The 12560-nt window shown below is 67.8% G+C and carries 11 protein-coding genes; 5 read left to right on the top strand and 6 right to left on the bottom strand.

Features of this window, described 5'->3' with window-relative positions; translation table 11 throughout:
* Positions 1 to 70: 70 nt before the first annotated feature.
* The 3 genes from gatB to gatC form a co-directional block, all read right to left on the bottom strand.
* Positions 71 to 1546, bottom strand: a complete 1476-nt coding sequence (gene gatB / locus QZM67_RS27165; protein ID WP_301808138.1) for an Asp-tRNA(Asn)/Glu-tRNA(Gln) amidotransferase subunit GatB — start codon at positions 1544 to 1546, stop codon at positions 71 to 73.
* Positions 1547 to 1548: 2 nt separating this feature from the next.
* Positions 1549 to 3120, bottom strand: coding sequence for an Asp-tRNA(Asn)/Glu-tRNA(Gln) amidotransferase subunit GatA (gatA, locus tag QZM67_RS27160; RefSeq protein WP_175026284.1), 1572 nt, complete (start codon positions 3118 to 3120; stop codon positions 1549 to 1551).
* A gap of 69 nt (positions 3121 to 3189) precedes the next feature.
* Positions 3190 to 3489 carry an Asp-tRNA(Asn)/Glu-tRNA(Gln) amidotransferase subunit GatC gene (gene gatC, locus QZM67_RS27155; RefSeq protein WP_043184729.1) on the bottom strand — a complete coding sequence of 100 codons (300 nt, stop codon included), beginning with the start codon at positions 3487 to 3489 and terminating at the stop codon, positions 3190 to 3192.
* A 367-nt stretch (positions 3490 to 3856) separates the two neighbouring features.
* Between gatC and QZM67_RS27150 the strand changes: the two genes are divergently transcribed.
* From QZM67_RS27150 to rodA, 5 genes are all read left to right on the top strand, one after another.
* Positions 3857 to 4900 (top strand): rod shape-determining protein, encoded by a 1044-nt coding sequence (locus tag QZM67_RS27150; protein WP_004189550.1) that lies wholly within the window; start codon positions 3857 to 3859, stop codon positions 4898 to 4900.
* A gap of 125 nt (positions 4901 to 5025) precedes the next feature.
* Entirely contained in the window at positions 5026 to 6078 is a 1053-nt protein-coding gene (gene mreC, locus QZM67_RS27145; protein ID WP_301808135.1) for a rod shape-determining protein MreC, read from the top strand.
* Positions 6075 to 6587 (top strand): rod shape-determining protein MreD, encoded by a 513-nt coding sequence (mreD, locus tag QZM67_RS27140; RefSeq protein ID WP_301808133.1) that lies wholly within the window; start codon positions 6075 to 6077, stop codon positions 6585 to 6587. The genes mreC and mreD overlap by 4 nt, the downstream gene beginning before the upstream one ends.
* A 114-nt stretch (positions 6588 to 6701) precedes the next feature.
* Positions 6702 to 8981, top strand: a complete 2280-nt coding sequence (gene mrdA, locus QZM67_RS27135) for a penicillin-binding protein 2 (protein ID WP_301808130.1) — start codon at positions 6702 to 6704, stop codon at positions 8979 to 8981.
* Positions 8982 to 8992: 11 nt separating this feature from the next.
* Positions 8993 to 10141, top strand: a complete 1149-nt coding sequence (gene rodA, locus QZM67_RS27130) for a rod shape-determining protein RodA (protein WP_043184732.1) — start codon at positions 8993 to 8995, stop codon at positions 10139 to 10141.
* 93 nt (positions 10142 to 10234) lie between these two features.
* Here rodA and QZM67_RS27125 read toward each other — a convergent pair whose 3' ends face one another.
* From QZM67_RS27125 to queD, 3 genes are all read right to left on the bottom strand, one after another.
* Entirely contained in the window at positions 10235 to 11011 is a 777-nt protein-coding gene (locus QZM67_RS27125) for a tetratricopeptide repeat protein (RefSeq protein ID WP_175025757.1), read from the bottom strand.
* Positions 11008 to 11793: an HpcH/HpaI aldolase/citrate lyase family protein gene (locus QZM67_RS27120; protein WP_301808126.1), complete on the bottom strand. Its 786-nt coding sequence runs from the start codon at positions 11791 to 11793 to the stop codon at positions 11008 to 11010. The genes QZM67_RS27125 and QZM67_RS27120 overlap by 4 nt, the downstream gene beginning before the upstream one ends.
* 309 nt (positions 11794 to 12102) lie before the next feature.
* The gene (gene queD, locus QZM67_RS27115; RefSeq protein ID WP_089451443.1) at positions 12103 to 12555 is read right to left on the bottom strand and encodes a 6-carboxytetrahydropterin synthase QueD; all 453 of its coding nucleotides are present in this window, start codon (positions 12553 to 12555) and stop codon (positions 12103 to 12105) included.
* Positions 12556 to 12560 lie beyond the last annotated feature (5 nt).

Here is a 12560-nt window from a genome sequence, read left to right as displayed (position 1 = left end):
ACGCAACGGGCCGCCCCGAACTGGTTCGGAGCGGCCCGTCGTCAAGCGCGGTTCAGACGCGCGTGCATGCTCAGCCGAGCTTCTTCTTCAGCAGTTCGTTGACCTGCTGCGGATTGGCCTTGCCCTTCGTCGCCTTCATCGCCTGGCCGATCAGCGCGTTGAACGCCTTTTCCTTGCCCGCGCGGAATTCCTCGACCGACTTCGCGTTCGCCGCGAGCACCTCGTCGATGATCGCTTCCAGCGCGCCGGTGTCGGAGATCTGCTTCAGCCCCTTCGCGTCGATGATGCGGTCCGCCGCACCTTCGTCGTCGGCCTTCTCGTCCCAGATCGTCGCGAAGATTTCCTTCGCGATCTTGTTCGAGATCGTGCCGTCGGCGATGCGCTGCAGCACGAGCGCGAGCTGCGCGGCCGAGACCGGAATCGCGTCGATCTCGATGCCATCGCGGTTCAGCTGCGACGATACGTCACCCATCAGCCAGTTCGCGACGATCTTCGCGTTCGCGGTGCCGGCCTTCGCGACCACGGCCTCGAAGTACGCGGCCATCGCCTTGCTCGACGTCAGCACGCCCGCGTCGTACGCGGACACGCCGTATTCGTCGGCGAAGCGCTGCTGCATCGCGGCCGGCAGCTCGGGCATCCCGGACTGCACGCGCTCGACCCAGTCCTGGCCGATCACGAGCGGCATCAGGTCGGGGTCGGGGAAGTAGCGGTAATCGTGCGCGTCTTCCTTGCTGCGCATCGAACGCGTCTCGCGCTTGTCCGGATCGTAGAGGCGCGTTTCCTGCACGACTTCGCCGCCGTCCTCGATCAGCTCGATCTGGCGACGCACTTCGTAGTTGATCGCTTCTTCGAGGAACCGGAACGAGTTCAGGTTCTTGATTTCCGCACGCGTGCCGAACTTCTCCTGGCCGACCGGGCGCACCGACACGTTCGCGTCGCAGCGGAACGAGCCTTCCTGCATGTTGCCGTCGCAGATGCCGAGCCACACGACGAGCCCGTGCAGCGCCTTCGCGTAGGCCACGGCCTCGGCCGCGCTGCGCATTTCCGGCTCGGTGACGATCTCGAGCAGCGGCGTGCCCGCACGGTTCAGGTCGATCCCCGTCATCCCGGCGAAGTCTTCATGCAGCGACTTGCCCGCATCTTCCTCGAGGTGCGCGCGGGTCAGGTTGACGGTCTTCTCGTACGCTTCCTTGCCGGCCTTTTCGTTGGCGGGCACCTGGATCGTGATCTGGCCGCCCTGCACGACCGGAATCTCGTACTGGCTGATCTGATAGCCCTTCGGCAGATCGGGGTAGAAATAATTCTTGCGCGCGAAGATGCTGCGCGGCGCGATGGTCGAGCCGATCGCGAGGCCGAAGCGGATCGCGCGTTCGACCGCGCCGCGGTTCAGCACCGGCAGCACGCCCGGCAGCGCCAGGTCGACCGGGCAGGCCTGCGTGTTCGGCTCGGCGCCGAACTGCGTCGACGCGCCGGAGAAAATCTTCGAGACGGTCGACAGTTGCGCGTGCGTCTCGAGACCGATGACGACTTCCCATTGAGTAGCCATATTCATGCCTCCCGCCGAGCCGCCTCAAGGGAGGCATGCGCCCCCTCGGGGGGCAGCGAACAAAGTGAGCGTGGGGGCTCATTCCCCACCCCTGCCGGAACTTGCTTGTGCCAGTCGGTCGCGCGCTGGAACGCATCCGCGACCTGCAGCATCCGGGCTTCGTTGAAATAGTTGCCGATGATCTGCAGGCCGACCGGGCGCTTCGCGTTCGCGCCCGCGCCGAAACCGCACGGCACGCTCATGCCGGGCAGGCCGGCGAGGCTCACCGACAGCGTGTAGATGTCGGCCAGATACATCTGGACCGGATCGTCGCCCTTCGCGCCGAGATCCCATGCGACCGTCGGCGAGGCCGGGCCCATGATCACGTCGCAGGACTTGAACGCTTCCTGGAAATCGTTCGCGATGATGCGGCGGATCTTCTGCGCCTGCAGGTAGTACGCGTCGTAGTAGCCGTGCGACAGCACGTAGGCGCCGACCAGAATCCGGCGCTTCACCTCGGGGCCGAAGCCTTCCGCGCGCGACTTCTTGTACATGTCGAGCAGGTCGCCGTACTGCGCGGCGCGGTGGCCGAAGCGCACGCCGTCGAAACGCGACAGGTTCGACGAGGCTTCCGCCGGCGCGATCACGTAATACACGGGGATCGACAGTTCCGTCTTCGGCAGCGACACCGGCACGAGCGTCGCGCCGAGCGCTTCATACTGCTTGAGGGCCGCGTCGATCGCCGCGCGCACGTCGTCGGCGAGGCCATCGCCGAAATATTCCTTCGGCAAGCCGATGCGCAGGCCCGCGAGCGGCTTGCCCGCGTCGTTGCCGGCCGCCCACGGCTGGCCGAGGTGGCGCGTGAAGTCTTCGTCGTCGTGTTCGAGGCTCGTCGAGTCGCGCTCGTCGAAACCGGCCATCCCGTTCAGCAGCAGCGCGCAGTCGGACGCGCTCTGCGCCATCGGGCCGCCCTGGTCGAGCGACGACGCGAACGCGATCATCCCGTAGCGCGACACGCGGCCGTAGGTCGGCTTGATGCCGGTCACGCCCGCGAACGACGCGGGCTGGCGGATCGAGCCGCCGGTGTCGGTGCCGGTCGCGGCCGGCGCGAGGCGCGCGGCAACGGCGGCCGAGCTGCCGCCCGAGCTGCCGCCCGGCACCGCGTTCGTGTCCCACGGGTTCTTCACCGCGCCGAACGCCGAATTCTCGTTCGACGAGCCCATCGCGAACTCGTCCATGTTGGTCTTGCCGAGCGTGACCATGCCGGCCGCCTGCAGGCGGGCGACGACGGTCGCGTCGAACGGGCTCTCGTAGTTCGCGAGCATCTTCGAGCCGGCGGTCGAGCGCCAGCCGCGCGTGACGAACACGTCCTTGTGCGCGATCGGCAGGCCGGTGAGCGCGCCGCCCGCGCCGCGCGCGAGCTCCGCGTCGGCAGCTTTCGCCTGCGCGAGGGTCAGGTCGGCGTCGACGTGGACGAACGCGTTCAGGTCGCGCGCGGCGTCGATCCGTTTCAGGTAGAGCTGCGCGAGCTCGACGGCCGAGCATTCCTTGGCGGCGAGCGCGGCGCGCAGTTCGGTCAGGCTTTTTGCGTGCATTGAGTGGTTTTCCTGGGAATTCTGGGTGGCGCGCGGCGCGAAGACGGCGGCGCGCTTGTCATCGAATGCTTACTCGATCACCTTCGGCACAAGATAGAGGCCGTCCTGGACGGCCGGCGCCGGACGCTGGTTGTCGTCGCGATTGACGACTTCCGTCACGGCGTCGTCGCGCAGGCGCTGCGCGACGGCCTGGATCTGTTCGATCGGGTGGGCGAGCGGCGCGATGCCGGCGGTGTCGACCGCCTGCATCTGTTCGACGAGGCCGAAGAATTCATTGAGCTGGCCGAGCATGTGCTCGGCGTCGGCGTCGGCCATTTCGAGTCGCGCCAGGTGCGCGATGCGTTTCACATCGGTCAGGGTCAGGGCCATGCGATCACCGGAAAAACAAGGCTGCGCAGCGCATCAAAAGCAGCACTGCGGCGGGGGGTTGGAGGGTGCGATCCCACCCTCAAAAATCGGGGCCGAAGCGGCAAAAATACCGCCCGTTTCGATTCAAATACCGTGAAATTATAAGGTATCATTACGCGTTCGACCCAAACCCGGCAGCCTTTTCCCGCACCGTTTCGCCCCGCTTCGGCAAGCCGTGCGTGCTTCGTGCGATCCCCGGTAGACATCACTCGCAGCTTCGTGCGCCGCGGCGGCCGCTTCCGCCACGCTTCCCGAGGCTGTTATTTTTTCCGCTGCCGCCCTCAGCGCTCGCTATGCAGGGCCGGCCCAGAGCGAAACAGGATTCTGAATGTTCGGTTTTTTGCGCAGCTACTTCTCCAACGATCTGGCGATCGACCTCGGCACCGCAAACACCCTGATCTACATGCGCGGCAAGGGCATCGTGCTCGATGAGCCGTCCGTCGTGTCGATCCGCCAGGAAGGCGGCCCCAACGGCAAGAAGACGATCCAGGCAGTCGGCAAGGAAGCCAAGCAGATGCTCGGCAAGGTGCCGGGCAACATCGAGGCGATCCGCCCGATGAAGGACGGCGTGATCGCCGACTTCACCGTCACCGAGCAGATGATCAAGCAGTTCATCAAGACGGCCCACGAGTCGCGCATGTTCTCGCCGTCGCCGCGCATCATCATCTGCGTGCCGTGCGGTTCGACCCAGGTCGAGCGCCGCGCGATCAAGGAAGCCGCGCACGGCGCCGGAGCATCGCAGGTCTATCTGATCGAAGAGCCGATGGCGGCCGCGATCGGCGCGGGCCTGCCGGTGTCGGAAGCGACCGGCTCGATGGTCGTCGACATCGGCGGCGGCACGACGGAAGTCGGCGTGATCTCGCTCGGCGGCATCGTGTACAAGGGTTCGGTGCGCGTCGGCGGCGACAAGTTCGACGAGGCGATCGTCAACTACATCCGCCGCAACTACGGGATGCTGATCGGCGAGCAGACCGCCGAGGCGATCAAGAAGGAAATCGGCTCCGCGTTCCCGGGCTCCGAAGTCAAGGAAATGGAAGTGAAGGGCCGCAACCTGTCGGAAGGCATTCCGCGCAGCTTCACGATCTCCAGCAACGAAATCCTCGAAGCGCTGACCGATCCGCTGAACCAGATCGTGTCGTCGGTGAAGATCGCGCTCGAACAGACCCCGCCGGAACTCGGTGCCGACATCGCCGAACGCGGGATGATGCTGACGGGCGGCGGCGCGCTGCTGCGCGACCTCGACCGCCTGCTCGCGGAAGAAACCGGCCTGCCGGTGCTCGTCGCGGAAGATCCGCTCACCTGCGTCGTACGCGGTTCGGGCATGGCGCTCGAACGCATGGACAAGCTGGGCAGCATCTTCTCGTACGAGTGATCGTCTAGGCAGTTTCTTGACATGACGCACCCGCGGCGCGGCCGGATCGATCGTTCAGAACGAACCGCCGCGCCGTTTGCGCGTCTGAGCATCATTTAACCGATCACACGCGCCCGGCGCCGACCATGGAATACAGTCCGCCGCCCCTCTTCAAGCAAGGTCCGCCCGCGCTCGCGCGGCTCATCTTCTTCGTTGCCCTCGCCATCGCGCTCCTCGTCTCGGACGCGCGCTTCAGCACGCTCGAAATCGTCCGCGGCGTGCTCGGCACCGTGCTCTATCCGCTGCAGCGCGCCGCGCTCGTGCCGCGCGACCTGTTCATGGGCGCGGCCGACATCGCCGTCACCGGCGCGTCGCTGCGCCACGAGAACGACGATCTCCGCAAACGCAACCTGCAGCTGTCCACGCAAGCCAACCAGGCCGCCGTGCTCGCGCAGGAGAACGCGCACCTGCGCGCGGTGCTCGAGCTGCGCCAGCATATCGCGACGCAGTCGACACCGGCCGAGATCCAGTACGACACGAGCGATCCGTTCACGCAGAAGATCGTGATCGGCCAGGGTTCGCAGCAGGGCATCCAGAACGGCGCGCCCGTCGTCAGCGAGAACGGCGTGGTCGGCCAGGTCACGCGCGTGTTCCCGCTGCAGTCCGAAGTCACGCTGGTCACCGACCGCGATCTCGCGATTCCCGTGCAGGTGCTGCGCACCGGCCTGCGCAGCGTGATCTACGGCACGCCGAAGGGCGATTCGCTCGACCTGCGCTTCGTGCCGACCAGCGCGGACCTCGTCGTCGGCGACGAGCTCGTCACGAGCGGCCTCGACGGCGTCTATCCGCCCGGCCTGCCGGTCGCGAAGGTCGCGCGCGTCGACAAGCTCGCCGATACGGCGTTCGCACGCGTCACCTGCGCGCCGCTCGCCGCCGTGCGCGGCGCGCGCCAGATGCTCGTGCTGCATTACCAGAACGACATCCCGCCGCGCCCGGCCGAGCCCGATCCGGCCGCCGACAAGAACGCGAAGGGCAAAAAGGGCGCGAAAGCCGCTGCGAAGGGCGAGAAGGCCGACGCGAATGCGAAGCCGGCCGCCGCGGCCCAGCCCGGCGCGAAGCCGGCGGCACCGGCCGCGCCGGCCAAGCCCGCCGCCACGCCCGCGAAGCCCGCGGCCGGGCAATCAGGAGCCCAGCGATGAATCGCCCGCAATACATCCTGCAGCCGGTCAATCCGTACTTCATCGTCTTCAGCCTCGCCGCCGCGTTCCTGCTGAACCTGATGCCGTGGGGCCGCCTGCCCGGCGTGCCCGACTTCGTCGCGCTCGTGCTGCTGTTCTGGAACATCCACCAGCCGCGCAAGGTCGGGATGGGTGTCGCGTTCGCGCTCGGCATCCTGATGGACGTGCATGACGCGGGGCTGCTCGGCGAGCATGCGCTTGCCTATACGCTGCTGTCGTACGGCGCGATCACGATCCACCGCCGCGTGCTGTGGATGCCGATCGGCGTGCAGGTGCTGTACGTCACGCCGCTGCTGGTCGTCGCGCAGCTCGTACCGTTCGTGATCCGCCTCGTGATGGGCGCCGCGTTCCCGGGCTGGCGCTACCTGGTCGACGGCTTCGTCGAGGCCGCGCTGTGGCCGTTCGCGAGCCACCTGCTGCTGATGCCGCAACGCCGCCCGGTCGATCCGGACGATACGCGCCCCATCTGAGCCAGGGGCCTGCCTTGAATACCCGCCGCCTCCACGCCCGCTGCGCGCCGCGCTCCGGGGCGGCACCTCGCCCGCACAGGCACGCCGTGCGCGGGCCACGTCGCACCTAATCGCATGACCGAATTCAACGACACCCAACAGCAGCTCTCGAAGTTCCGCCTGCGCGTCGCGGCGGCGGGCGTGTTCGTATTCGTCTGCTTCGGGCTGCTCGCGAGCCGCTTCTTCTACCTGCAGCTGATGCAGCACGGCAAATACGCGCTGCAGGCCGAGGAAAACCGGATCTCGGTCGCGCCGATCGTGCCGAACCGCGGGATCATCACCGACCGCAACGGCGTGATCCTCGCGAAGAACTATTCGGCGTACACGCTCGAGATCACGCCGTCGAAGCTCGACGACACGCTCGACAACACGATCGACAAGCTGTCCGAGATCATCCCGATCGACGCGCGCGACCGCCGCCGCTTCAAGAAACTGCAGGAAGACTCGAAGAACTTCGAGAGCCTGCCGATCCGCACGCGCCTCACCGACGCCGAAGTCGCGCGCTTCACCGCGCAGCGCTTCCGCTTCCCCGGCGTCGACGTGCGCGCGCGGCTGTTCCGGCAATATCCGCTCGGCACCACGGCCGCGCACGTGATCGGCTACATCGGCCGGATCTCGAAGCGCGACCAGGATCGCATCGACGCGATGAGCGACGACAACGACAGCGACCAGGAAAACTACGATCCGCGCCGCGACGCGAACAACTACAAGGGCACCGACTACATCGGCAAGATCGGCGTCGAGCAGAGCTACGAGTCCGAACTGCACGGGCTGACGGGTTTCGAGGAAGTCGAGGTGACGGCCGGCGGCCGGCCGGTGCGCACGCTGTCGCGCACGCAGGCGACGCCCGGCAACAATCTCGTGCTGTCGCTCGACATCGGGCTGCAGCAGGTCGCCGAGCAGGCGTTCGCCGGCAAGCGCGGCGCGCTGGTCGCGATCGAGCCGAAAACGGGTGACGTGCTCGCGTTCGTATCGTCGCCGAGCTTCGACCCGAACTCGTTCGTCGACGGCATCGACCAGCAGACCTGGGACGAGCTGAACAACTCGACCGACAAGCCGCTCTTGAACCGCCCGCTGCACGGCACCTACCCGCCCGGCTCGACGTACAAGCCGTTCATGGCGCTCGCGGGCCTGACGCTCGGCAAGCGCACGCCGGGCTGGGGCTTCCAGGATCCCGGCTACTTCACGTTCGGCGGCCACACGTTCCGCAACGACGTGCGCTCGGGCCAGGGCTGGGTCGACATGAACAAGGCGATCATGGTGTCGAACGACACCTACTTCTACATGCTCGCGCGCGACCTCGGCGTGAACTCGATCGCGAACTTCATGAAGCCGTTCGGCTTCGGCCAGATCACCGGGATCGACATCCAGGGCGAGGCGCGCGGGATCCTGCCGTCGACCGACTGGAAGAAAAAGGCGTTCAAGAAGGCCGCGCAACAGAAGTGGTTCGACGGCGAGACGATCAGCCTCGGGATCGGCCAGGGCTACAACTCGTTCACGATCCTGCAGCTCGCGCACGCGACCGCGACGCTCGCGAACAACGGTGTCGTGATGAAACCCCACCTCGTGAAGGAAGTCGAGGATCCGATCTCGCGCGGGCGCCACCTGACCGTGCCGAAGGAAAGCGAAGTGATCCCGCTCAAGCAGGCCGACATCGACGTCGTGAAGCGCGGGATGGAAAACGTGATCGAGAACCCGTCCGGCACCGCGTACAAGGTGTTCCGCGGCGCGCCGTACCTCGCTGCCGGCAAGACCGGTACCGCGCAGGTGTTCTCGCTGCAAGGCTCCAACTACAAGGGCCACCTGCTCGCCGAGCACCTGCGCGACCACGCGCTGTTCATCGCCTACGCGCCGGTCGACCATCCGCAGATCGCCGTCGCGCTGGTCGTCGAGAACGGCGGCTGGGGCGCGCAGGCTGCCGGCCCGATCGCGCGCCGCGTGCTCGACTTCTACCTCATCGACCGCCAGAACCCGCAGAACGAGGCGGCGGCCGTGGCTGCCGCGGCGTCGGCGACCGAACCCGTCAACGCACCGGTGATCGGCGACGCGAACAAGCCTGCTGCCGTCGCGGCCGGCTTCACCGCGCTGCCGCAGCCGGTCGTACCGACCGCGGCCAGCGCGGCGGAAGCGGCATCGGCCGCGGCGGCCTCCGAAGCGTCGGCTGCCGCCGCCGCGAGCGCCGCCCTGCCCGCCAACGCCGCGGCGCCGAGGGCCGCGAGCCTGCCGCCGATCCGGCGCCCGCACCGGCCGCACCGGCCCGCCAGCGACGCGCAGCCGCTCGTCGCCACGCCGCGCGACGACAACCACCGTGCGACGGCCCCCGCGAAGGCGGCGGACGCCGGCACCGCTCATTAACGGAGAAAGGCATGCAATTCGACAAGCGCGCCTGGCTCGACAAGATCAAGCAGATGTTCGCGGGCTTCGACCGCCCGCTCGCCCTCATCGTGTTCCTGCTGCTGTGCGTCGGCATCGTCACGCTGTACAGCGCGGCGATCGACATGCCGGGCCGCGTCGAGGACCAGTTGCGCAACATCCTGCTGACGTTCGTGCTGATGTGGGTGATCGCCAACATCCCGCCCACCACGCTGATGCGCTTCGCGGTCCCGCTCTACACGTTCGGGGTCGCGCTGTTGGTCGCGGTCGCGCTGTTCGGGATGACCAAGAAAGGCGCAAAGCGCTGGCTGAACGTCGGCGTCGTGATCCAGCCGTCGGAAATCCTCAAGATCGCGACACCGCTGATGCTCGCGTGGTACTACCAGCGCCGCGAAGGCGGGGTGCGCTGGTACGACTTCGTCGCCGCGTTCGGGATCCTGCTGGTACCGGTCGGGCTGATCGCGAAGCAGCCCGACCTCGGCACGGGCCTGCTCGTGTTCGCGGCCGGCTTCTTCGTGATCTACCTCGCCGGCCTGTCGTTCAAGCTGATCGTGCCGGTGCTCGTCGCGGGCGTGATCGCGGTCGGCTCGATCGCCGTGTTCGAAGAACGCATCTGCCAGCCCGAAGTGCAGTGGCCTCTGATGCACGACTACCAGAAGCACCGCGTGTGTACGCTGCTCGATCCGACCTCCGACCCGCTCGGCAAGGGCTTCCACACGATCCAGGCCGTGATCGCGATCGGCTCGGGCGGCGTGCTCGGCAAGGGCTACCTGAAAGGCACGCAGGCGCACCTCGAATTCATTCCGGAAAAGCACACCGACTTCATCTTCGCGGTGTTCTCCGAGGAATGGGGGCTCGTCGGCGGGCTCGTGCTGCTGACGCTTTACATGGCGCTGATCGCACGCGGGCTTTATATCGCCGCGCAGGGCGCGACGCTGTTCGGCCGCCTGCTCGCGGGCTCGCTCACGCTCGCGTTCTTCGTCTACGCGTTCGTCAACATCGGGATGGTGAGCGGCGTGCTGCCGGTCGTCGGCGTGCCGCTGCCGTTCATGAGTTATGGCGGCACCGCGCTCACGACGCTCGGCATCGCGATCGGGATGATCATGAGCGTCGGGCGGCAGCGGCGGCTGATGAAGAGCTGACCGCGCGGCACCCATCGCAGAAAGAAAAACGGCGCCTCGGCGCCGTTTTTTTTGACTAGGCATGTCGAACGCAGTCGCGCCGCGCGCCCCCGCTCACGGCGGCGGCGCATGCGCGCCGCCCGGCTCCGCGCCGCCCCCCGATGCCGGCCCCTGCGCCTTCAGCCGCGCGCTCAGCTCCTTGAATTTCAGCCCGGCCGTCTCGTCGCCCTGCGCGGCGGCCGCCGCGTAATACGCCCGCGCGATGTTCAGGTTCTGCGCGACGCCGTCGCCACCGCGCTCGTAGAACGACGCGGTCACGTACTGCGCGGTCGGCTCGCCCGCGTCGGCGGCCTGCTTGTACCACGCGAACGCCTGCCGGTTGTCGCGCGGCGTGCCACGCCCGTCGAGGAACTGGTTTGCGAGCGACAGCTCGGCCTGCACATGCCCCTGCTTCGCCGCCCGCAGGAACCAGCGATGCGCTTCGGCCGGATTGCGCGCGACGAACTCGCCGTCGTCGAGCATCCGGCCATACACGTACTGCGCATGCGACATGTTCGCGTCGGCCGCGCGCTTGAGCCAGCGCAGCCCTTCGTCGACGTTCGCCGTCACGCCTTCGCCGGTCAGCAGCATCATCGCGTAGTTGAATTGCGCGAGACGGTCGCCGCGCTCGGCCGCGTCGTGGAACTGCACCAGCGCCGCACGATAGTCGCCGGCGTTGTAGTCGGCGACCGCCGATTGCGTCTCGTGCGACGGATCGGGCTTCGCTTGCGGCGCGCCCTGCGCAGCGGCCGCGATACACACGGCCCACAGGCCGAGCATCGCGCCGACCTGCCCACGCACCCCGATCGCGCCCCGTGCGCACCCACGGCACGCGCCATCGCCACCGTTCATGACCGTACCTCCTGCAGCGCCTGCCGCGTGGCACGCAACAGCCAGGTCACGTCGGCCGACAGCGTGATCATCCGGTAGCCGGCTTCGCGATACTGGCGCGCGGCCGCCGTGTCGCCCGCGAAGATGCCGACCGCGACGCCGGCCTGCCGGCCGGCCGCGAGCACGCGCGCCATCGCGATTTCGACGTCCGGGTGGCGGATGTCGCCAAGATGCCCGAGGCTCGCCGCGAGATCGGCCGGGCCGACGAACAGGCAGTCGACGCCGGGCAGCGCCGCAATCCGCTCGACTTCGTCGACGCCGCGCGCCGATTCGATCTGCACGATCACCGCGACCCGCGCGTTCGCCGTCTGCACGTAATCGCGGCGCATGCCGAACGCCGCCGCGCGCACCATGCCCGCGACGCCGCGCAGCCCGTCCGGCGATTCGGGCGACGGATAGCGCGTCAACCGCACCGCGTGCGCGGCGTCGTCCGGCGTCTCGATACCGGGAAACATCAGCGTGCGCGCGCCCGCATCGAGCGCGCGCTTCACGAGCCACGGTTCGCGCGCCGGCACGCGCACGACGGGCTCGCTCGGCAGATGGGCGGCGGCGATCGCGCGCAACTGCGATGCAACATCGCGGCTGTCGTTCGGCGCGTGCTCCATGTCGATGCAGAGCCAGTCGTAGCCGGCATGCGCGAGCGCTTCCGCGGCCGAGTCGCTGCCGAGCGACAGCCACAGGCCGTACAGCGGCTCATCGCCGTCGCGCAGGCGTTGTTTGAGGGAATTGGTGAGCGTGCTCATCAATACGGCCTCCTGGACGGAACGGCAATCGAACGGGACAAGCAACGGGCAAAGCGGAGCGCGACACGCCGCGCAGCGAAGCACGGCGGCGCCAGGACCGGGCCCTGGAGCCTTGGTCGGCCGTGGGCGGCCGATCTGACAGCGCCGGCCGCGCGATGGCGCACGGCTGCGTTTTTCGGCGCCACGCAACGATCATAGCGCGGCGTTACGCGGAATGTGGAAACGGACGGGGAGCGAGACGGGGAAGCCGCGGGATGCGGCGTCGGCAGGCAGCCCGCGCCGGCTGGCGGGGCTGCCCGGAAGGCGGGATCAGCGGCCGGGCTGGCGCTCGACGTCGGCCCAGCAGTTCGGCGTTTCGTACAGGCGCACGCGCTCGAGCCGCAGGTTCACGCCGTAGTGCGCGTCGTACACGCTTGCGAGGATGTCGAACGCAATCGCCGCGAGGTTCTCGACGGTCGGGATCCGGTCGATCACGACCGTCTTGTGGTCGGCCATCTGCTCGAGGAACGAGCGCACGACGTCGTCGCGCGCATAGACCAGGAACGCATGGTCCCACTTGCCGACCAGGTGCTCCATCGCGAGCGCCTTCACGTCGGCGAAATCCATCACCATGCCGCGGTCGGGCGCCCCCTCGGTATCGACGAGATCGCCGCGCAGCGTGACTTCGAGCACGTAGCGATGACCATGCAGATTCCGGCACTGGCTGCGGTGATCGGGAATGCGGTGGCCCGCGTCGAATTCGAGTTTTCGGGTAATCAGCACGATGT

Source organism: Burkholderia sp. AU45251, from assembly GCF_030482905.1.
Lineage (GTDB): Bacteria > Pseudomonadota > Gammaproteobacteria > Burkholderiales > Burkholderiaceae > Burkholderia > Burkholderia aenigmatica.
The sequence above is the reverse complement of the archived record's forward strand: the minus strand, read 5'-3'. Positions and strand labels throughout refer to the sequence as shown.